The organism is Paracoccus yeei ATCC BAA-599 (assembly GCF_000622145.1).
In the GTDB taxonomy this organism is placed as follows: Bacteria; Pseudomonadota; Alphaproteobacteria; order Rhodobacterales; family Rhodobacteraceae; genus Paracoccus; species Paracoccus yeei.
Genome location: NZ_JHWH01000007.1, coordinates 203,762 through 224,978, shown reverse-complemented (window position 1 = coordinate 224,978; position 21,217 = coordinate 203,762). Strand labels below are relative to the sequence as shown.

Below are 21,217 nucleotides of genomic sequence, written 5' to 3'. Positions count from 1 at the left end.
CGGGCGCCTCAGTCCTTGCCGATGGCGCGCAGGACGCGGTCCAGGCTTTCGCCCTGGCGGCTGGTGAAGGGTGCGTCGCGCACCGCGTTGTAATAGGCCGATGGGTCATAGGTCGGGATCCCCAGTTTCAGGTTTTCTACCGTCAACAGACCCATAGCGGACAAAAGTTGATAATGTGCTAATTGCAGGTTGGCCTCGGCCGTGATCTTGTTGGCCCGCGCCTCCAGCAGCGACTGTTCGGCGTCCAGCACGTCCAGCGTGGTGCGCGCGCCCAGCGTCGCTTCCTCGCGCACGCCGTTGTAGGCCTGCTGCGCGGCCACGATCTGTTCGTCGATGGCCCGGATCTGGGCCCGGGCGACGTCGATCCCGGCCCAGGCCGTGCCCACCGCCTGGTCGACCTGGCGCGAGGTGTTGAGCAGCGCCGCCCGCGCCGCGTCGCGGTTCGCCATCGCCCGCCGATGCGCCGAGGGCAGCCGCCCGCCCGAATAGATCGTCTGCGACAGGCTCAGCGAGACCGAGCCCGAATCGGTCCGGCTGGTCAGCCCGCCGGTGCTGGGCGTCTTGCTGCGCTGCTTGGTCAGCGCGGCCGATGCGGTCAGCTCGGGGTTGCGCTCGGCCTGGGCCGCCGCCACGGCCAGTTCGGCGGCCGCCGCCTCGCGCCGGGCCCGCTGGATCAGCGGATGCGTGCGCAACCCGATCTGGCGCGCGGTTTCCAGCGTCGCGGGCAGCCTGGGCGTCGGCGGCGGCGGCGCCAGCGTGCCCGGCGCGCGGCCGGTCTGGGTGCGATAGGTCTCGCGCGCGATGGCCAGATCGCCCTCGGCGGTCGCCAGGCTGGCCCGGGCCGCCGCCAAGGCGGCATCGGCCTGGGAAACGTCGGTCTGGGTGATCTCGCCGACCTCGAAGCGGTCCGAGGCGGCGCGCTGTTCCTCGCCGATGACGCGGACCGAGTTGGCCTGCAGCTCGACCTGCTCGGTGGCGCTGCGCACGTTCAGATAAGCCTCGACCGCCCCCAGGATCACGTCCTGTTCGACGCCGACCAGCGCCGCCCGCGTCGCCAGGACCGATTCCTTGGCGATGTCGATGGCGATGGCGCTGCGCCCCCAGTCGTACAGCGTCAGCGAGGCCTGCAGCCCGATGCTGGCGGAATTGGCGTCGAACCCCTCGATGTTCTGATAGGTGTATTGCGCCACCCATTGCAGGACCGGGCGCAGCGCCGCCAGGGCCGAGGCCGCATCCTCGTCGGCGGCGCGCAGCACGGCGCGGTTCTGGTCCAGAAGCGCCGAATGGCGATAGGCCGACACCATCGCGTCGGCCAATGTCTCGGCGCCGGCGGGAAGGGCAGTGGCGCCGGCCAGCAGCGCCGCCAGGATCGGCCGCCGCAAAGTCTTCAGCCCGTTGCGAAACATGCCCTGTCCCCTTTTTGGTCCGGGTTTACAATACGAAGCCGCGCGGCGCGGCAAAGCCCGGCAGCACCGGCGCCGCCGCGTTGAAGGCGAAGCGCCAGTTGATATGTCCCTCGATCTTGCGACCCAGCCGCACGACGCCCAGGTTGCCTTCCCGGAACAGGGCGACGACGCGGCCGCCCTCGCGCAGCTGCCGGGCCAGGGCCTCGGGCATGACCTCGATCGCGCCCTCGATCAGCATGGCGTCGTAGGGCGCCTGGCTGGCGCAGCCCTCGGCCAGCGGGCCGGTCACGACCACGGCGTTGAAGACGTCCTGCGCGGCCAGCCGGGACTGGGCCTCGGCGGCCAGGGCCTCGTCCTCCTCCAGCGCGACGACCGCCTCCGCGATGCGGGCGATGACGGCGGCGGAATAGCCAAGGCCGCAGCCCACGTTCAGCACCAGATCGTCCGACTGCAGGTCCAGCACGTCCATCATCTTGCCCAGCGTGCGCGGCTCCAGCAGGACGCGGCCGGGGGCCAGGGCGATGTCCTCGCCGGCATAGGCCACGTCGCGGCGGGTGTCGGGGACGAACTGTTCGCGCGGGACGTGCAGCATCGCCTCGATCACGGGGTAACTGGTCACTTCGTTCGGACGGACCTGGGTGTCGACCATCATGGTGCGCCGTTGCGCGAAATCGGTCATGTGCGAGCCCTAGCTTTCGGATGGCTTTTGCGTCCTCTTGCCACGAAAAATCGGGGTGGGCAACGCCGCCCGATCCATTGCCGCGGCGTTGTGTCCATGGCAGAACACCGGGCATGAGCGAATTCGTCCTTCCCCCGTCGCCGCAAGCCACCCTGCCCGTCGCCGGCAGGACGGGGCTTTTTCCCGTGAACCGCATCTTCTGCGTGGGGCGAAACTACGCCGCCCATGCCGCCGAGATGGGCAATGAGGTCGACCGCGAGGCGCCCTTCTATTTCATCAAGTCCCCCGCCAGCCTGGCGCAAAGCGGGGCTGCGCTGCCCTATGCCCCCGGCACCGCGGACCTGCATCACGAAATCGAGATGGTCGTGGCGATCGGCGCGCCCGGCTTTCAGGTTTCCGTCGAACAGGCGCCGGCGCTGGTCTGGGGCCACGGCACCGGGCTCGACATGACGCGGCGCGACCTGCAGGGCGCGGCCAAGGCCAAGCAGCGGCCCTGGGATCTCGGCAAGGATTTCGAGGGCTCGGCCGTGATCTCGGCCCTGACGCCCGGCCCGCTGCCGCGCCCCGATGCGGCGATCCGGCTGATGGTGAACGGCCAGACGCGGCAGGACGCCACCCTGGCCGAGATGGTCTGGCCGGTCGATGCGCTGATCGCGGACCTGTCGCGGTTCTACCACCTGCAACCCGGCGACCTGATCATGACCGGAACGCCCGCCGGCGTGGGCCCGGTGGTCCCCGGCGACCGGCTCGAGGGGCTTGTCGAGGGGCTCGAGCCCGTCCGCCTGACCATCGCCCCGGCCGAGCGGCCCTAGCCGCCGTCGCGCCACTCCAGGATCATCTGGGTCTGGGTCACGATCGCCGCAACCTTGCCGTCGTCGCGGGTGATCGTGGTCTGCCAGATCATCGTGGTGCGGCCGCGGTGCAGCGCCACGCAACGCGCATGGGCGGTGTCGCCGATGCGGATCGGGCGCAGGAAGTTCGTCTTGCTTTCAAGCGTCGTGGTGGCCTGGCCCGGGTCCAGGTTGATCGTCGCGGCGGTCCCGCCGACATGGTCGGCCAAGCCCATGATCGCGCCGCCGTGCAGGACGCCGTTGCGATTCGACAGGCCCTCGACGGCGGGCATCGTTGCCGCGACGGCGTCGCGGTCGGCATGCAGGATGCGGATGCCCATGTAGGCGGCGAAGGGCGGCTGTTCGTGCTGCAGCGGATGGGCTTGGGCGTCGGCGGGCATGGCTTTCTCCGAAGGACTGTCGGCCGGGCCATGCTGGGGGGCGGCGCGGGGCGGGTCAAGCCGCCCCGGACCGCGCCCGGCTCAGCCCGCCGCGACCGGGGCGGGGGGCGCCGGCGGGTCGGCCGGGGCTGCGTTGGACAGCGCCGGGGCCATGGTCGCGCCCTGCGACAGCCAGCGATGCGCAAAGGCCAGCTTGCGCCGCGTCATGTCGCTCAGCACGAAGGGATAGACGTCGGGATTGTCCAGCGCCCGGTTGATCTCGTTCACGGCCAGGGCCACGGCGGTCGCCACCGTCAGCAGATGGTCGGGGTCGGTATCCGCATAGGGGTCGTAGCCCGGTTCGGGGAGCTCGGGGCCGGTCAGCCCGGTCGCCATCAGGCTGTCGGTCATGTCCACCAGATGCAGCACATGGGCCGAGGTCTCGGCCCAGTCCTCATGCGGGTGCATGGTCGCATATTCGCTGATGTAATCCTCGCCCGGAGCCTTGGGGCTGGAGTAATGCGCCTGCAGCGCCTCGCCGTAGTCGGCGCGCTCGTCGCCGAACATGGCGCGGAATTCGTCCAGGAACCCCGGCAGCACGGCCAGCCGTTCGAACAGGAAATGCGCGATCTCGTGGCGCATGTGCCCCACCATCGAGCGGTACAGCTCGCCCAGCTGGCGCTGGCGCTCGATGCGCACGGCGTCGTCGGCCTCGACCACGTTGATGGTGATAAGGCCGTTGTCATGGCCCATCATCACCTTGACCTCGGCCTCGCCGGCGCGTTCGGACAGCATCTCGAAGACCATGCGCGGTCCCGGGTCGGCATCGGTGAACCAGCCCCAGCGCGCCAGGTTCGCCAGCACCCAGCGCTTGGCCGCCTCGCTGCGGGTCAGAAGCTCCAGGTTGCCTTCGACCGACAGGTCGGGAATGGTGGTGGTCATGGTGCAGGACCGGCACCGGGTCGTCCCGGGCTGGGCCGCCCAGTTGCAGCCCAGTTCGCCCAGCTTGTCGCAGGGTACCAGCCCCTCGGCAAAGCGGCCGGCCTCGGGGTCAAAGACCAGGGGGGTCCCGCAGGCGCAGGCGATGTTATGAAAGTAGACACGCTGTCCACAACTTGGGCACTCAAGACGCTGCATCGGATATGGCTCGTTGTTGATGGGCTTGGGATGGGGCAATCCTTCGCCGAGGCTGGCACAGAATCGATCCGGTCCTTGGCCCGGTTCCAGGGCGCGGCAGGAACAAGGAGGAAGGCATGATCCCACGCACAAACCTTCCCGATGGCGAAACGGTTCCCGTGCTGGGGCAGGGCACCTGGATGCTGGCCGGCGACCGCGCCCGCCGCGCCGAGGAGGTGGCGGCCCTGCGCCGGGGCCTCGATCTGGGCATGGCGCTGATCGACACCGCCGAGATGTATGGCGAGGGCGCCGCCGAGACGCTGGTGGCCGAGGCCATCGCCGGCCGCCGGGACGAGGTCTTCCTGGTGTCGAAGGCCTGTCCCTGGAACGCCTCGGCCAGGGCGCTGCCGCTGGCCTGCGCGGCCAGCCTGCGCCGGCTCGGGACCGACCGGATCGACCTTTACCTGCTGCACTGGCGCGGCGACGTGCCCCTGGCCGAGACGGTCGAGGCGATGGAGCGGCTGCGCGACGCCGGCCATATCCGCCATTGGGGCGTCAGCAATTTCGCGCTGACCGACATGGAGGAACTGCTCGCCGCCGGCGGCTGGCGCTGCGCGGCGAACCAGGTGCTTTACAACCTCGGGCGGCGCGGGCCGGAATGGGACCTGCTGCCCTGGCTGGCCGCGCGCAGCATCCCCGCCATGGCCTACAGCCCGATCGAGCAGGGCCGCCTGGCCGCCCATCCCGAACTGCGCCGCATCGGCACGACGCTGGGGCTGAGCGCGGCGCAGCTGGCCTTGGCCTGGGTGCTGAACCGCCCCGGGCTGGTCGCCATCCCCAAGGCCGCCCGGACCGCCCATGTGGCCCAGAACCTGCGCGCCACCGAACTGGGCCTGACCCCCGCCATCATGGCCGAGCTGGACGCCCTGTTCCCGGCCCCGCGCGCGCCCCGGCCGCTGGAGATGATCTGAGGATCCGGGGCCCGGAGGGAGGGGGGGCGAGCGGGGCGGCGTTCGTGCCTGCGGCGCGCGTTGCATGGGTATATGGAAAACGGTGAAAGCCTGTGCGTTTCGCCCTTGGTCCGGGCGGGGCCGGTGCAGAGCGGCCTGCGCCGCGTCGCGCGGCGAGGCATTGACCTTTCGGCCCGGGCGGGCGTTTTCTGGCGGCCGTCAAGGAAAGGGAAGACATGCTCAAGGGAATCAATCCCCGGATTACGCCCGAAATGCTTTATGTCATGGCGCAGATGGGCCATGGCGACGATCTGGCCATCGTGGACGCGAATTTTCCGGCCTATGCGCTGGCGCGCCATCTGCCCCATGACCGGGTGCTGCATTTTGCCGGCCGCCTGCCGGGTGCGGTCCAGACGGTGCTGACGCTGCTGCCGCTGGACCGCTTCGTCCCCGCCGCCGCGACCACCATGCAGGTGGTGGGCGACCCCGAGGCCGTTCCCGCCCCGGTGGCCGAGATCATCCCGATCATCGAGCAGGCGGGTTCGAGCCTGCAATCGGTCGAACGCTTCGATTTCTACGAGATGACCCGGTCCTGCTTTGCGGTCCTTCAGACCCAGGAGGGCCGGCTTTACGGCAATGTGATCCTGAAGAAGGGGGTCATCCCGGTGGGGTGAGGGTCCTGGTTTCCGGTGTACGGCCTGTGTACGCCCGGTGCACGCGTGCTGGACGCCGGTCACGCCGGAAATGCCAAGATTTGCTGGCCGAGGATGCCGTGATCCCGTCGCGGCATCCAGGGCGCAACGCGCGCCCTGTTGCGTCTAGCAGAGGGGGGCGGGCTCGGGTCTGCCGGTCAGGTCGAGGCCGCGCGCCGTCGGAGGATGCCAGGTCTTGGTATGGACCGTCGCGCCCGAGGGATTCGTCCCCTCCATCGACCCGCCCAAGCCGCCGCTCCACCCAGTCGAGGCGGGGTTCGAGGGCGCCGTGGCATCGGCCGCATTGCCCTGCTGGGTCGCGGGCGTGGCCTGCGAGGCGGCGGGCGGGCAGTCGGTGGTGCCCTTCTGCGCCGTCCTGGTGGCGGCTTCCTGCGTTTGCGCGGGCCCGGACGGCGTGGAGGGGGTCTGTGCCAAGCCGGGCAGGGCGGGCGCCGTTGCCAAGGCGGCGATCAGGGCAAGGGGGGCAAGGGACGGGCGCATGGCGGGCTCCTGTGGCGACAGGGTCCAACGCCCGGGCCGGGGCGGGGTTCCCGCCACCGCACCGGGGTTGAAAAAGCGTTACCAGGCAATGCCTTGCGATCTAGGCCACGACAATCCCGGCGGGGCCTTCCTCGGCTTGGCCGATAATGGCGGCCAGCGGCAGGCCGGCGTCCCGGATCAGCGCCAGCACCGCATCCGCCGCCTCGGGGGAGACTGCCACCAGCAGCCCGCCCGAGGTCTGCGGGTCGGTCAGCAGGTGGCGCTGCCAGTCGGGCGTGCCGTCGGGCAGCGCCACCTCGGCGCCATAGGCGGCCCAGTTCCGCACCGAGGCGCCGGTGAAATAGCCTGCCTGCGCAAGCTCTTGCGCCCGCGACAGCCAGGGCAGCGCGCCCAAAGACAGCCGCAGCCGCAGCCCGGCGCCGCGCGCGATTTCCAGCCCGTGCCCCAGGATGCCGAAGCCGGTCACATCGGTGATGGCGTGGACATCGGCGCGTTTCGCCAGATCCGCGCCGACCCGGTTCAGCGTGGTGGCCGAGGCGATCATCTCGTCGATGCCGGCCTGGTCCAGCGCGCCCTTCTTGATGGCGGCGGAATAGATGCCGACGCCCAGCCCCTTGGTCAGGATCAGCGCGTCGTCCGGCCGGGCATCGGCATTGCGTCGCAGTTCGGACGGGTGGCAAAGGCCGATCACCGCCAGGCCATAGATCGGCTCGGGCGCGTCGATGGAATGGCCGCCGGCGACGGGAATCCCGGCCTGATGGCAGATGTCGCGCCCGCCCTCCAGGATCTCGCGGATCTGGTCGGGGGGCAGCTTGTCGATGGGCATGCCCAGGATCGCCAGCGCCATGATCGGCCGGCCGCCCATGGCGTAGACGTCTGAAATCGCGTTGGTCGCGGCGATGCGGCCGAAGGCGCGCGGGTCGTCCACCATCGGCATGAAGAAATCGGTCGTGGCGATGACGCAGGTGTTCTCGTCCACCTGATAGACCGCCGCGTCGTCCGAGGTCTCGGTCCCGACCAGCAGTTGCGGAAAGGCCTGCGCCAGCGGCTGGCCCGCCAGCAATTCCCGCAGCACCGAAGGCGCCAGCTTGCAGCCGCAGCCGCCGCCATGCGCCAGCGAGGTCAGCCTGGGTTGCTCGTTCATCTGCGCGTCCTCCATTCCGTCAGCCTGCGCACCGTAACGTAGAAGGCGGGAACCATGAAGATGCCAAGGAAGGTCGCGGCGATCATGCCGCCCATGACCCCGATGCCGATCGAGTTCTGCGCGCCCGCCCCGGCGCCCCGCGCGATGGCCAGCGGCAGCACGCCCAGGATGAACGCCAGCGAGGTCATCAGGATCGGCCGCAGCCGCTGGCGCGCGGCCTCGGCCGCGGCCTCGACGGCGGAGCGGCCGGCGGCCTGCAGGTCGCGGGCGAATTCGACGATCAGGATGGCGTTCTTGGCCGCCAGCCCGATGGTGGTCAGGATGCCGACCTTGAAATAGACGTCGTTGGATTGGCCGAAGGTCAGCGCCGCGACCACCGCGCCCAAAACGCCCACCGGCACCGCCAGCATGACGGCAAAGGGGATGGCCCAGCTTTCGTAAAGCGCGGCGAGCGCCAGGAACACGACCAGGGCGGACAGGCCGAACAGCCAGGGCGCCTGATTCCCGGCCTGGCGTTCCTGATAGGACAGCTCGGTCCAGGCCATGCCGTAGCCGCCGGGCAGGTCCGCCACCATCTCCTCCATCGCGTCCATGGCGGCGCCGGAACTGGCGCCGGCGGCGGGCTCGCCCTTGAACTCGACCGCGTCGATGCCGTCGATGCGCGACAGGCGCGGCTCGACCGGCTCCCACCGGGTGGTCATGAAGGCGTTGAAGGGCACCATCTCGTCCCCGGCATTGCGGGCATACCAGCTGTCCACGTCCTCGGGCTGCATCCGCCCCTCGGCCCGGCTTTGCACGATGACCGGGCGCAGCTGCGCGCCCAGGGCGAAGTCGTTCACCTCGGTCCCGGCGAAGATGGTGGACAGCATCGAATTGACCGCCGGGACCGACACGCCGAAGCTTTCGGCCTTTTGCTGGTCGATGTCGATGCGCAGCGCGGCATCGTCCTCGGAGCCCTGGTTTTCCACGTTCTGGACCCGCGGATCGTCGGCGGCCCGGCGCTCCAGCAGTTCGGCGGTCTCGGTCAGTCCCGCGATTCCGCCGCCGGACTGGTCCAGCAGATACATGGTAAAGCCCGAGGCGTCGCCCAGCCGCGGGATCGGCGGCGGCTGGTCGAAAAAGATCCGACCCGCCCGGTGGCCAGCGAAATGGCGGTTCGCGCGCTGCTGGACGGCCCGCGCCGACAGGTCCGGGTCGTCGCGTTCGGCAAAGGGCTTCAGCCGCACGAAGATCGTCGCCCGGTTCTGCGCCGTCCCCTGCGAGCCGAAGCCCATGGCGACGAAGACCGACCCGACCGCGTCCTTCTCGCGGGTCAGCATGTAATCCTCGATTTCCTGCACGACGGCGGCGGTCTGCTGCGCGGTCGAGCCTTCGGTCAGGTTGATGCGCGATTGCAGCACGCCCTGATCCTCGGCGGGGATGAAGGTCGTGGTCATGCGCCCGAACAGGTCCCAGGCGCCCCAGGCGATGCCGGCCAGGACCAGCATGACCAGGATCGGGCGGCGCAGGGTCCGGCGCACCGTGGCCGAATAGCCGCGCGTCATGCGGTCGAACCCCCGGTTGAACCAGCGCGCGGGGGCAAGGCGCGGGGCGCCGTGGCCGGGGCGCAGCAGGCTGGCGCACATCGCCGGCGTCAGGATCAGCGCGACCAGCAGGGACAGCACCATGGCGGTGATGATCGTGACCGAGAACTGGCGATAGATCACCCCGGTCGACCCCGACATGAAGCCCATCGGCAGGAACACCGCCGACAGCACCAGCGCGATCCCGACCAGCGCGCCGCTGATCTGGCCCATGCTTTTTTCGGTGGCCTCGACGGGGCCCAGCCCTTCCTCGGCCATGACGCGCTCGACGTTCTCGACCACGACGATGGCGTCGTCCACCAGCAGGCCGATGGCCAGCACCATGGCGAACATGGTCAGCGTGTTGATCGAATATCCCAGGGCCGCCAGCATGGCGAAGGTGCCCAGCAGGACCACGGGAATCGCGATGATCGGGATCAGCGTCGCGCGCCAGTTCTGCAGAAAGATCAGGATGACCAGGAACACCAGCACGATGGCCTCGGCCAGGGTGTGCCAGACCTTTTCGATGGAAAGTTCCACGAAGGGCGCGGTGTCATAGGCCACATGAACCTCGACCCCCTCGGGCAGGGCGTTCCTGAGGCTGTCGAGCGTCGCGCGGACCGCCGCCGAGGTTTCGACCGCGTTCGCCCCCGTCGCCAGGTTCACCGCAAAGCCCGAAGCGTTGAGCCCGTTGAAGCGCGCGTCGCGGCCATAGCTGACCTGGCCGATCTCGACCTCGGCCACGTCGCCCAGGCGGACGGCGGCGCCGTCGGCCCCGGTCTTCAGCAGGATGTTGCGGAAATCGTCGACCGAGGTCAGCTGGCTTTGCGCGGTGATCGTGGCGGTGAACTGCTGGCCCTCGGCCACCGGCTGCGCCCCGAGCGAGCCTACGGACACCGTGCTGTTCTGCTGGGCCACGGCGGTGGTGATGTCCGTGGGCGTCAGCTGGAACTGCGCCAGCCTGAGCGGGTCGATCCAGATCCGCATCGCATAGCCCGAACCGAAGACATTGACCCCGCCCACGCCCTCGGTGCGCTTGACCGGGCCTTCGACGACCTGTTCCAGCAGGTTGCCCAGCTCGATCGTGGAATGCTGCCCCGTGGTCGAGACCAGCGCCCCCACCATCAGCGTCGAGGTCGAGGTCCGGGTGATGTCCACCCCGTCGTTCTGGACCGGGCCGGGCAGGCGCCCCTCGACCGAGCGGACCTTGGTCTGGACCTCGTTCAGCGCGTCCATCGGCTCGACGCTGTCGTCGAAGGTCAGGACCAGCGCCGCCCGCCCGGTCGAGGAAATCGAGGTGGTGTAAAGCAGTCCGTCAAGGCCGGTCAGCGCGTCCTCGATGGGGGTGGTGACCGAATTCTGCACCGCCCGCGCCGTCGCGCCGGGGTAGGTCGCGACGATGCGCACGGTCGTCGGCGCGATGTCGGGATATTGCGACACCGGCAGCAGCAGGACCGACCAGGCCCCGACGAGCATGGTCACGATGGCCAGAACCCAGGCAAAGACCGGGCGGTGGATGAAGAAGCGCGCCATCAGTCGGTCCCGGCGGGGACGGCGGGGGCGGCCGGGGTGTCGGAGGGCGGGCCCGGCGCCGCGATCTCGCGCACCACGCCCTGGGCGTCGATCTGGACCGGGACCGGGGCGACCTCGGTTCCGGCGCGCAGGTCGTCCAGCCCGTCCAGGATCAGCTGTTCGCCGGGGCTGATGCCCTGCGTCACGATCCAGTTGTTGCGGTAACTGCCCTGTTCGCTGAGCACCACCTGCTGGGCGCGGCCGTCGCGCACGACGAAGGCGGTCAGCGTCCCGTCCGAGGCCCGGCTGGTCGCGCGCTGCGGCACCAGCACCGCCCGGGTCGAGCCGAGCGTCATCTGCACGCGCAGGAACTGGCCGGGCAGGATGCGCAGGTCGGGGTTGTCGAAGCGCAGCCGGATCGGCACCGTCCCGGTCGTCGGCGACACGGCGATGCCGGGGCTGACCAGCCGGCCCTCGCCCTGGTATTCCTCGCCGGTTTCCAGGGTCAGCCGGGTCTGCACGGCGCCGGTGCGGATCAGCTGGCCGGCGCTGCCGCCGGCGCGGCTGCGCATCAGCCGGGCCGAGGATTCCGACACGTCCACATAGATCGGGTCAAGCTGGGTGATCGTGGTCAGCGCCTCGGACTGGTTTGCCGTGACCAGATCGCCGACCGAGACCTGGGGCACGTCGGCCATGCCGTCGAGCGGGCTGAAGATCGCGGTCCGGTCCAGCGACAGCTGCGCCGCGTCGCGCGCGGCCCGGGCGGCGGCCAGGTCGGCCTCGGCCTGCTTCAGCGCGACCTCGGCATTGGCGCGGTCCACGGCCGAGACGCCCGACCCTTCCAGCCGGCGATAGCGGGTGACGGTGTTCTGGGCCTGGGTCAGGCTCGCCTCGGCCCCGGCGACGCTGGCCTCGGCCGCGGCCAGCGCGGCGGCTAGGGTTTCGGGGTCGATGCGGAACAAGACGTCCCCGGCCCGCACCGGGCGGCCGGGGTCATAGACGATTTCCAGGATCTCGCCGCCGACCTGGGGGCGGATCGCGGTCTGCTGATAGGCAATGGCGCGGCCCGGCAGGGTGACGGTGCGGGGCACGTCCTCCTCGGCGGTGGTGACGACGCCGACCGGGGTCGGCCCGTCGGGCCCGCGCCGCGTCTGCGCCAGCGATTCCGAGGCGAACGGCAGCACAAGGCACAGGGCCGCCCATGTCGGAATCCGGTTGAGAAAGCGCATCTGCCGTTCCTGGTCCTGGGCCTTGGTCCTGGGCCCATGTCTTAGGCCTCCAACCCCAACACAGGGTAAACGGCACCGCCATCCCCGTTCACGGATTCGTCACCCGCACAGCGATGCGCGCGCGCCTAGAAATCGACGCAAAGGCCCTTTTTCTCGTAATCGCCGTAGCGCACCGGCTCGGGCCCGTCGCGGCCGCCCAGTTCCGGCGGCAGGTCCAGGGGCTTCTGGCTGCGGCGGCGTTCCTCGGCCTCGGCCAGGGCACGCTGCGCTGCGGGCGGCAGATCCTTGCGGTCGGTCATGGCGGTTTTCCCTGCATCGCGCTAGATGGGGACAATCTAGGCATGGGGACGGATTTGGACAAGCCGCGCAAACCGCAAGGGGACGCCGCCCGCCAGGGCGCGCTGCGCCTTCTGGCCGCCGTCGAGGACGGCGCGACGCTGGACGAGGCGGCCGGGGCACTGGACCGGCTGACCGCGCCCGAGCGTGCCCGCGCCCGCCGCCTTGCGCTCGAGGTGCTGCGGCGGGGCGGGCGGGCCGATGCGCTGCTGGCGCCCATGCTGGCCCGCCGCCCGCGCCCCGAGATCCGCCGCATCCTGCGCCTGGCCGTGGTCGAGATGCTGGCGCTGGGCGAAGCGCCCCATGGCGCGGTCAATGCCGCCGTCACCCTGTGCCGGGGCCTTGGCGGCAAGGGCCAGGCCGCGGCCGGGATGGTGAACGCCGTGCTGCGCAAGGCCGCCGGCGCCACTGACGCCTGGGCCGCCCTGCCGCCGCAGCCGATGTCCGCCTGGCTGCGCGGCCCCGTCGCCGCCGCCTGGGGCGAGGCGGCCGCCCGGGCCATCGAGGCCGCGCACGAATCCGGCGCGCCCCTGGACCTGACCCCGAACGGCGCGACCCCGGGCGAGGCGCTGCCCACCGGCTCGCACCGGCTGGCCGCCGGCACGCAGGTCTCGGCCCTGCCGGGCTATGCCGAGGGGCACTGGTGGGTGCAGGACGCCGCCGCCGCGCTGGCGGTGCGGGTGCTGGACCCCCAACCGGGCGAGGCCGTCGCCGACCTTTGCGCCGCGCCGGGCGGCAAGACGCTGCAACTGGCCGCCGCCGGAGCCCGGGTGACGGCGCTGGACATTTCGGAAAGCCGGCTGGCGCTGGTCGCGCAGAACCTCGACCGCTGCGGCCTGACGGCGCGGCTGGTCGCGGGCGATGCGCTGGACTGGCGGCCGGACCACCCGCTGGACGCCATCCTGCTGGACGCGCCCTGTTCGGCCACCGGCACCATCCGGCGCCATCCCGAACTGCCGCTGATCCGCGACGGCGCGGCCCTGCCGGGGCTGGTGGCCTTGCAGGCGCGGCTGATCGACCATGCGCTGTCCCTGCTGAAGCCGGGCGGGCGGCTGGTCTATGCCACCTGTTCGCTGCTGCCGGCCGAGGGCGAGGACCAGCTGGCCGCCGCGCTGGCCCGCCATCCGGGCGTCGCCGCCGAACCCGCCTCGGCGCCCGGCGTCGATCCCGCCTGGCGGACGGCGCAGGGCGGTCTGCGGCTGCGCCCCGACCTGTGGCCCGAACGCGGCGGGATGGACGGGTTCTTCATCGCGCGCTTGCGAAAATCCGCTTGACGGTCCTAAGCTTGCACTGTCCCAGCGAGTGCGGCTGACCATGAACCAAACGCCCGCCCCCCGTGGCTTTCTGCGCCGGCCCGAGCCGAAGGCGATCGGCCATGCCGGCCGGGGCGAACAGATCGTCGCGGGCACGCTGCACCTGGGCGGGATGACCCTGACTGGCGACATCCTGGCGGCCGAGGTGCCGCCCTCGGTCGCGGCGGACCTGCACGGCTTCGGCTGGCTGGACGATCTGGCGGCGGTGGGTTCGCCGAAAGCGCGCGCCGTGGCGCAGGGCCATGTGCTGGGCTGGATCCGCCGCCATCCTGCCGCGCGCCCCGAGACGCCCGAATGGGCGCCTGCGGTCGCCGGGCGGCGGGTGCTGCGCTGGATCTTTCACGCCGGCATGATCCTGCCGGGCCTCGACCGCGACGGGGCCGAGCCCTATTTCCGGGCGCTGGACCTGCACCTGACCCATCTGCGCGGCACCTGGTACGATGCCGAGGACGGGGTGCCGCGGCTTGAGGCGCTGGCCGGGCTGGCTATCGGCGCCCTGTCGCTGCGCGACCGCCAGACCGTGGCCCTGCCGGCGCTGATCGCCCTGGCCGAAGAGGCCGACGCCATGGGGGTCGAGACGCTCGCGCAGTCCCGCGCGCCCGAGGCGCTGCTGGATGCCATGGCCCTGCTGGTCTGGGCGCAGGAGGTCGCCGACGAGGCCGGGCAAGAGACCCCGGCCGAACTGCGCGCCATCATCGCGGCCATCGCCCCCGTGCTGCGCGCGCTGCGCCATGCCGACGGCGGCCTTCCGGCCTTTCACGGCGGCGGGCGCGGGCCTGCGGGGCGGCTCGACCGCTGCCTGCGCGCGGCGATGGGCGCGGCGCTGCCCGCGCATGGGTTGGCGATGGGCTTTGCCCGCATGGCGCGCGGCCGCACGACGCTGATCCTGGACGCGGCCGCGCCGCCCGGCGGCCCGGCGGCGGTCCGGGCCCATGCCTCGACCCTGGCGCTCGAACTGACCGTGGCGCGCCAGCCGCTGATCGTGAACTGCGGTCCGGGCGACGGGTTCGGCCCGCTCTGGGCCCGCGCCAGCCGCGCCACGCCCTGCCATTCGGCGCTGTGCCTGGACGGGCTGTCGTCGTCGCGGCTGAACCCCGCCCGGCTGGAAGGCGAGCCCGACGTGCTGACCGAACGCCCGACCCTGGTCTGGGCCGGCGATTGCGATGCCCTGGGCAACCTGATGCCGCCCGACTGCGGCCCGGTCCATTCGCCCGAACCCGCGCATCTGCTGGCCGGCCACGACGGCTGGCTGGACAGCCACGGCCTGACCCATCTGCGCGAACTGTGGCTGTCGCCCGACGGCACCCGCCTGCAGGGCGAGGATTCGCTGGCGGCGCTGGATGCCAGCGCCCAGGGCAGGCTGGACCACCTGCGCCCCGAGGCGGGCCTGGGCTTCGACATCCGCTTTCACCTGCATCCCGACATCCAGGCGCGGCTTGACGGCGACAGGGTGCATCTTTCCCTGCCCGGCGGCGAGGCCTGGACCTTCGAGCACGACCGGGTGGGCCGCCTGACGCTTGAGCCGAGCTGCCTTCTGGACCGCACCTCGGCCGAGCCGCGCCCCTCGCAGCAGATCGTGGTTTCCGGGCGGCTTCACGGCCGCGCCATCCAGATCGGCTGGACCTTGGCGCGATCCGGGGTTAGGTGACGGGCCAAATCCGCCATCCACCGCATGGGGCCCGACCGATGACCGACCGCATTCCGCTGAAGCGCGCGCTGATTTCCGTGTCCGACAAGACGGGCCTGCTGGACTTTGCCCGGGCGCTGGAGGCGCGGGGCGTCGAGATCCTGTCCACCGGCGGCACCGCCAAGGCGCTGCGCGAGGCCGGGCTGATCGTCAAGGACGTGGCCGAGGTGACCGGCTTTCCCGAGATGATGGACGGGCGCGTCAAGACCCTGCATCCGGTGGTGCACGGCGGGCTGCTGGCGCTGCGCGACAACGACGAACACATGGCCGCCGCCGAATCCCACGGCATCGGCATGATCGACCTGCTGGTGGTGAACCTGTATCCGTTCGAGGAAACCGTCGCCAGGGGCGCGGGCTATGACGACTGCATCGAGAACATCGACATCGGCGGCCCGGCAATGATCCGCGCGGCCTCGAAGAACCACGCTTTCGTCACCGTGGTGGTGGATGTCGAGGACTATGCCGCGGTGCTGGCGGAACTGGATGCGAACGACGACACCACCACCTATGCCTTCCGCCAGCGGCAGGCGCAGATCGCCTATGCCCGGACGGCCGCCTATGACGCGGCGGTCAGCGCCTGGATGGCGGGCGCGATCGGCAATGAGACGCCGCGCCGCCGCGCCTTTGCCGGCACCCTGGCGCAAAGCCTGCGCTATGGCGAGAACCCGCACCAGTCGGCCGCCTTCTACAAGGACGGCAGCGACCGCGCCGGCGTCGCCACGGCCAAGCAGTGGCAGGGCAAGGAACTCAGCTACAACAACATCAACGACACCGACGCCGCCTTCGAACTGGTGGCCGAGTTCGACCCGGCCGAGGGTCCGGCGGTGGCGATCATCAAACACGCCAACCCCTGCGGCGTGGCGCGCGGGGACAGCGCGCTGGATGCCTACAGGCGCGCCTATGACTGCGACCGCACCTCGGCTTTCGGCGGCATCGTGGCGCTGAACACCGAACTGGACGGCGACACCGCCCGCGCCATCGCCGAGATCTTCACCGAGGTCGTCATCGCCCCCGCCGCCAGCGACGAGGCGAAGGAGATCTTTGCCGCGAAAAAGAACCTGCGCCTGCTGACCACCGGCGGGCTGCCCGATCCGGCGGCGCCCGGGCTGGCCTTCCGCCAGGTCGCGGGCGGCTTCCTGGTGCAGGGCCGCGACAACGGCCGGGTGCTGCGCGCCGATCTGCAGGTGGTGACGAAGCGCCAGCCGACCGAGGCCGAGCTTGACGACCTGCTGTTCGCCTGGACCGTCGCCAAGCATGTAAAGTCGAACGCCATCGTCTATGCCAAGGACCTGGCGACCGTCGGCATCGGCGCCGGCCAGATGAGCCGGGTCGATTCGACCCGCATCGGCCAGCGCAAGTCCCAGGACATGGCCGAGGCCCTGGGCCTGGCGCAGGCGCCGACCATCGGTTCAGTCGTGTCCTCCGACGCCTTCTTCCCCTTCGCCGACGGGATCGAGGCCCTGGCCGAGGCTGGCGCCAAGGCAGTCATCCAGCCCGGCGGCTCGATGCGCGACGCCGAGGTGATCGCGGCGGCCGACCAGTTGGGCCTGGCGATGGTCTTTACCGGCCAGCGGCATTTCCGGCACTGATGGCCGACGCCGCGACCCCGAAGCCGCGCAAATCCGCCGCGGCCCCCCGGCGGCGGCCCGCCAAGGCCCCGCCCCCCCGCATCTGGCGGGCGGTTCTGCTGACGGCCGGGCTGGTCTTTCTGCTGGATCAGGTGCTGAAGTACCTGGCCGTGCACGTCCTGGACCTGGACCGCGTGCGCGAGATCGATGTGCTGGACCCCTGGCTGAACCTGCGCATGGCCTGGAACCAGGGCATGAACTTCGGCCTGTTTTCCAGCGAAACCGACGTGATGCGCTGGGTGCTGATCGGCATCGCCCTGGCGGTCTGCCTGTGGGTGGCGATCTGGATCGGCCGGGCCAAGCCCTCGCGCTTTGCCCAGGTCGCGGCGGGGATGCTGATCGGGGGCGCGCTGGGGAACGTGGTCGACCGGCTGCTTTACGGGGCGGTCGCCGATTTCCTGAACATGTCGCTGCCTGGCTGGCGCAACCCCTACAGCTTCAACGTGGCCGATATCGCGATCTTTCTGGGCGCAATGGGGCTGGTCCTGCAACCGCCCGAGAAAAAGCCTGCCCCGAAGAAGCGCAAGGCCCCGGGTGCGGCGGCCAGGTCTGCCGCGAAACCCGCCGCGGGCGCGGCCAGGTCGCAGCCCCGTCCCGCCGTCGATCCGGGACCGAAGCCCGCGCCGGCTGCCCCGTCCGAACCGTCGCCCCCCGCCTCTCCGGGCCAGCAGGGCGAGCTTTTGCTGGACGAACGGCCGCGCGACGACAAGGCGTGACGCGGGCCGCAAGACAGGCTAGAACGGCCCCGGACGAACAAGAGGGACGGAAGATGCGGGCGATCGCGCTGACCATGACCATGCTGGGGCTTGCCGCCTGCAGCTCTGACCCGCATCTGATGAACACGAGTGCCGGCCAGACCTCGCCCGATGAATTCGCCATCGTGCCGACCAAGCCGCTGAGCATGCCCACCGACCTGAGCGCGCTGCCCAGCCCCACGCCGGGCGGCGGCAACCTGACAGACCCGACGCCGCGCGCCGATGCCGTGGCGGCGCTGGGGGGCAATCCCGCGCAGCTGTCGGTGCAGGGCGTGGGGGCCGCGGACCTGGGGCTGGTCGCCTATGCCTCGCGCCTGGGCCGCGATCCGGCGATCCGCCAGGCCACCGCGCAAGAGGACGTGGACTGGCGCGCCCGCCACGGCCGCCGCCTGCTCGAGGTGGTGGCGCGCACCAACGTCTATTATCGCGCCTATGAGCCGATGACCCTGGACAGCCGGGCCGAACTGGAGCGCTGGCGCCCGACCGGGGTGCAGGTCCCGACCGCGCCGCCCGCGCCCCGCGACCAGGGCGGGACGGCCGCCAGCCCGGCGGATCAGGCGCCGAAGCTGCAAGGCGACTAGGGGCGGCGTTCACGCCAAGATGACGGGCGGCGCTCTTGCGCGGCCGTGGCCTTGCGGGCAGGGTCGGGGCCGCGAACCGGAACCGGAGCCTGCCATGAACCCATTCTTCCGTCCCGTCCCCGGCCTTGCCGCACTGGCGCTGGCCCTGGGCGCGGCCGTCCCGGCCTTCGCGGACATGCCGCCGGGCATCAGCCATTTCACCCTGCCGAACGGCCTGGAAACCGTGGTGATCGAGGATCACCGCGCCCCGGTCGTGGTGCAGATGGTCTGGTACAAGATCGGCTCGGCCGACGAGACGCCGGGCAAGTCCGGCATTGCGCATTACCTGGAACACCTGATGTTCAAGGGCACCGACAAATTGGGCCCGGGCGAGTTCAGCAAGACCGTGACCGCCAACGGCGGCAGCGACAATGCCTTTACCAGCTACGACTACACCGCCTATTTCCAGCGTATCGCCAGCGACCGCCTGCCCCTGGTCATGGAGATGGAATCCGACCGGATGCAGAACCTGCGCATCGGCGAGGACGACTGGAAGGCCGAGCGCCAGGTCGTGCTGGAGGAGCGCTCGCAGCGCACCGACAGCGACCCCGGCGCCCAGTTCGCCGAGGAACGCAGCGCGGTCCAGTTCTACAACCACCCCTATGGCCGCCCCGTCATCGGCTGGCGCCAGGAGATGGAGGGCCTGACGCGCGAGGACGCCATCGCCTGGTACGACGCGCATTATGCCCCGAACGATGCCGTGCTGATCCTGGCGGGGGATGTGACGCCCGAGCAGGCGCGCGACCTGGCCGAGCGCTATTACGGCCCGATCCCCTCCAAGCCCGACGCCACAAGGGCGCCGCGCCCGCAAGAGCCCGAACAGCGCGCGCCCCGCCGGATGGAGCGGGTCGATCCGCGCGTCGCCCAGCCCGTGCTGCTGCGCACGGTTCTGGCCCCCGAACGCAACCCCGGCGATCAGAAGACGGCGGCGGCGCTGACGGTCCTTGCGGCGCTGCTGGGCGGTTCGCCGCAGACCTCGGTCCTGGCGCGCGATCTGGTGCTGCCCGGCAAGGCGCTTTACGTCGATGCCTCTTATGACGGAACGACGGTCGATCCGACCACCTTCGGCCTGTCCCTGGTGCCCGCGCCCGGCGTCTCGCAGCCCGAGGCCGAGGCGGCGCTGGACGCGGCGCTGGCCCGGTTCCTGCGCGAGGGCCCCGATGCCGCGCAGCTGGAACGGGTCAAGACCCAGATCGGTGCGGCCCGCGTCTATGCCCAGGATTCGGCGCATGGCCGGGCCTATGACTATGGCCAAGGGCTGTCGGTGGGCCTGACGGTGCAGGACGTGAACGACTGGCCCGACATCCTGGCCGCCGTGACGCCCGGCGACATCGTCTCGGCCGCGCGCCTGGTGCTGGACAGCCGCGCCAGCGTCACCGGCTGGCTGCTGCCCGAACCGCCCGCCTCCGAACCGCCTGCGTCCGGACCTGCCGCCGCTCGGCCTGCGCCGGCTGACCCCGCCGCCGCAGAACCCACCGCCGCCGAACCTGCCGCAGACGCGGCCCAGACCGGGGACCAGCCATGATCCGCGCCTTCGTCAGCCTTGTTTTCCTGGCCCTTGCCACGCTGCCGGCGCGGGCCATCGACATCCAGCAGATCACCTCGCCCGGCGGCATCAAGGCTTGGCTGGTCGAGGATCATTCGATCCCCTTCACCGCGCTGTCCCTGATGTTCAAGGGCGGCGCCAGCCTGGACGCCCCGGACAAGCGCGGCGCGGTGAACCTGATGACCGCGCTGCTCGAGGAAGGCGCGGGCGAGCGCGACTCGGTTCAGTATGCCGAGGCGGTCGAGGCGCTGGGCGCGCGCTTCGGCTTTGACGTGGGCGACGATGCGCTGACCGTCAGTGCCCGGATGCTGACCGAAAACCGCGACCAGGCTGCCGATCTGCTGCACCAGGCCCTGACCCGGCCGCGCTTTGACGCCGATGCGGTGGAGCGCGTGCGTGCCCAGGTGCAATCGGTGATCCGGTCCGAGGCGACCGACCCGCAGGCCATCGCCTCGAAGGAGTTGGCGCGGCAGGCTTGGGGCGACCACCCCTATGCGACCTCGATCAACGGCACGGCGGCAACGGTCGCCGCGCTGACCCGCGACGACCTTGTGGACGCCGCCGCCCGCGTCATGGCCCGCGACCGCGTGGTGATCGCCGCCGCCGGCGACATCGACGCCAGGGACCTGGGCCTGCTGATCGACCGCATTCTGGGCGATCTGCCCGCGAAGGGCACGGCCCCGCTGCCGGAACCGGCGACGCTGGACCTGACCGGGGGCGTCACGGTGATCGACTGGGACAGCCCGCAGACGGTGGTGACATTCGCCCAGGCCGGGCTGCCGATCTCGGACCCGGATTATTTCGCGGCGGTGGTCGCCGACCATATCCTGGGCGGGGGCGGGTTTTCGTCGCGCCTGATGGACCAGATCCGCGAAAAGCGCGGGCTGACCTATGGCGTGGGCACGGGCCTTGCCAACGGGCTGTTCGGCCAGACCTGGCAGGGCGGCATGGCCAGCGCGAACGAGAAGGTGGCCGAAGCTGTGGGCCTGATCCGCAGCGAATGGGACCGCTTTGCCCGGGACGGCGTGACCCAGGCGGAACTGGACAATGCCAAGACCTATCTGACCGGCGAATATCCCCTGCGCTTCGACGGCAATGCCAAGATCGCCGGCATTCTGGCCGGGATGCAGCTGATCGGCCTGCCGGCGGATTACGTCAACACCCGCAACAGCCGGGTCGAGGCGGTCACGGCAGCCGATGTGCAGCGCGTCTCGCAGCGGCTGCTGCATGCCGACCAGATCCGGTTCGTCCTGGTGGGCCGGCCCCAGGGGATCGCCGCGACCAACTGACGAATCCTTGCCGATGCGGGGGGCAGGATGCTAGATCTGGGG

19 protein-coding genes are annotated in these 21,217 nt (G+C 70.9%); 10 read left to right on the top strand and 9 right to left on the bottom strand.

The genetic code is table 11. From position 1 onward, the window contains the following. Window positions 1–8: 8 nt before the first annotated feature. Window positions 9–1,406 (bottom strand): TolC family outer membrane protein, encoded by a 1,398-nt coding sequence (locus BU28_RS0105205; protein ID WP_051577747.1) that lies wholly within the window; start codon window positions 1,404–1,406, stop codon window positions 9–11. A 25-nt stretch (window positions 1,407–1,431) separates the two neighbouring features. Further along, window positions 1,432–2,085 (bottom strand): protein-L-isoaspartate O-methyltransferase family protein, encoded by a 654-nt coding sequence (locus BU28_RS0105200; RefSeq protein ID WP_028718530.1) that lies wholly within the window; start codon window positions 2,083–2,085, stop codon window positions 1,432–1,434. A gap of 113 nt (window positions 2,086–2,198) precedes the next feature. On the opposite strand from BU28_RS0105200, the gene BU28_RS0105195 reads away from it, so the two are divergent. Further along, complete coding sequence (locus BU28_RS0105195; RefSeq protein ID WP_028718529.1) at window positions 2,199–2,897, top strand: fumarylacetoacetate hydrolase family protein; 699 nt, start codon at window positions 2,199–2,201, stop codon at window positions 2,895–2,897. Here the strand turns inward: BU28_RS0105195 and BU28_RS0105190 are convergent. Together BU28_RS0105190 and BU28_RS22035 are read right to left on the bottom strand one after the other, a co-directional pair. After that, a complete protein-coding gene (locus BU28_RS0105190; protein WP_051577746.1) occupies window positions 2,894–3,316 on the bottom strand; it encodes a PaaI family thioesterase in 423 nt (140 codons plus the stop codon). The two genes, BU28_RS0105195 and BU28_RS0105190, sit on opposite strands and share 4 nt — an antisense overlap. Window positions 3,317–3,397: 81 nt before the next feature. Continuing rightward, window positions 3,398–4,432 (bottom strand): zinc-binding metallopeptidase family protein, encoded by a 1,035-nt coding sequence (locus tag BU28_RS22035; RefSeq protein WP_051577754.1) that lies wholly within the window; start codon window positions 4,430–4,432, stop codon window positions 3,398–3,400. Between the two features lie 116 nt (window positions 4,433–4,548). Between BU28_RS22035 and BU28_RS0105180 the strand changes: the two genes are divergently transcribed. Continuing rightward, complete coding sequence (locus BU28_RS0105180; RefSeq protein WP_036761979.1) at window positions 4,549–5,382, top strand: aldo/keto reductase; 834 nt, start codon at window positions 4,549–4,551, stop codon at window positions 5,380–5,382. Window positions 5,383–5,597: 215 nt separating this feature from the next. Then, window positions 5,598–6,035: an RbsD/FucU family protein gene (locus BU28_RS0105175; protein WP_028718526.1), complete on the top strand. Its 438-nt coding sequence runs from the start codon at window positions 5,598–5,600 to the stop codon at window positions 6,033–6,035. A gap of 144 nt (window positions 6,036–6,179) precedes the next feature. Here BU28_RS0105175 and BU28_RS0105170 read toward each other — a convergent pair whose 3' ends face one another. From BU28_RS0105170 to BU28_RS22025, 5 genes are all read right to left on the bottom strand, one after another. Next, the gene (locus tag BU28_RS0105170) at window positions 6,180–6,554 is read right to left on the bottom strand and encodes a hypothetical protein (protein WP_028718525.1); all 375 of its coding nucleotides are present in this window, start codon (window positions 6,552–6,554) and stop codon (window positions 6,180–6,182) included. 100 nt (window positions 6,555–6,654) lie between these two features. Then, the gene (selD, locus tag BU28_RS0105165; protein WP_028718524.1) at window positions 6,655–7,698 is read right to left on the bottom strand and encodes a selenide, water dikinase SelD; all 1,044 of its coding nucleotides are present in this window, start codon (window positions 7,696–7,698) and stop codon (window positions 6,655–6,657) included. Next, window positions 7,695–10,793: an efflux RND transporter permease subunit gene (locus BU28_RS0105160; protein WP_028718523.1), complete on the bottom strand. Its 3,099-nt coding sequence runs from the start codon at window positions 10,791–10,793 to the stop codon at window positions 7,695–7,697. Before BU28_RS0105160 ends, selD begins: the two co-directional genes overlap by 4 nt. Then, window positions 10,793–12,001, bottom strand: a complete 1,209-nt coding sequence (locus tag BU28_RS22030) for an efflux RND transporter periplasmic adaptor subunit (protein WP_051577745.1) — start codon at window positions 11,999–12,001, stop codon at window positions 10,793–10,795. The genes BU28_RS0105160 and BU28_RS22030 overlap by 1 nt, the downstream gene beginning before the upstream one ends. A gap of 125 nt (window positions 12,002–12,126) precedes the next feature. Further along, on the bottom strand, window positions 12,127–12,300 hold the full coding sequence (locus tag BU28_RS22025; protein WP_036761978.1) for a DUF1674 domain-containing protein: 174 nt from the start codon (window positions 12,298–12,300) through the stop codon (window positions 12,127–12,129). Window positions 12,301–12,342: 42 nt separating this feature from the next. Here BU28_RS22025 and BU28_RS0105145 point away from each other — a divergent pair, with 42 nt between their 5' ends. The 7 genes from BU28_RS0105145 (at window position 12,343) to BU28_RS0105115 (ending at window position 21,175) form a co-directional block, all read left to right on the top strand. Further along, complete coding sequence (locus BU28_RS0105145) at window positions 12,343–13,611, top strand: RsmB/NOP family class I SAM-dependent RNA methyltransferase (RefSeq protein WP_051577743.1); 1,269 nt, start codon at window positions 12,343–12,345, stop codon at window positions 13,609–13,611. 40 nt (window positions 13,612–13,651) lie between these two features. After that, a complete protein-coding gene (locus BU28_RS0105140; RefSeq protein WP_036761977.1) occupies window positions 13,652–15,298 on the top strand; it encodes a heparinase II/III family protein in 1,647 nt (548 codons plus the stop codon). A 38-nt stretch (window positions 15,299–15,336) separates the two neighbouring features. Next, entirely contained in the window at window positions 15,337–16,926 is a 1,590-nt protein-coding gene (gene purH / locus BU28_RS0105135; RefSeq protein WP_028718520.1) for a bifunctional phosphoribosylaminoimidazolecarboxamide formyltransferase/IMP cyclohydrolase, read from the top strand. Next, complete coding sequence (lspA, locus tag BU28_RS24105; RefSeq protein WP_028718519.1) at window positions 16,926–17,681, top strand: signal peptidase II; 756 nt, start codon at window positions 16,926–16,928, stop codon at window positions 17,679–17,681. The genes purH and lspA overlap by 1 nt, the downstream gene beginning before the upstream one ends. A 53-nt stretch (window positions 17,682–17,734) precedes the next feature. Further along, complete coding sequence (locus BU28_RS0105125; protein WP_028718518.1) at window positions 17,735–18,301, top strand: DUF3035 domain-containing protein; 567 nt, start codon at window positions 17,735–17,737, stop codon at window positions 18,299–18,301. A 94-nt stretch (window positions 18,302–18,395) separates the two neighbouring features. Next, window positions 18,396–19,865, top strand: a complete 1,470-nt coding sequence (locus tag BU28_RS22015; RefSeq protein WP_051577740.1) for a M16 family metallopeptidase — start codon at window positions 18,396–18,398, stop codon at window positions 19,863–19,865. Beyond that, complete coding sequence (locus tag BU28_RS0105115; RefSeq protein WP_028718517.1) at window positions 19,862–21,175, top strand: M16 family metallopeptidase; 1,314 nt, start codon at window positions 19,862–19,864, stop codon at window positions 21,173–21,175. Before BU28_RS22015 ends, BU28_RS0105115 begins: the two co-directional genes overlap by 4 nt. The last annotated feature ends 42 nt before the right edge of the window (window positions 21,176–21,217 follow it).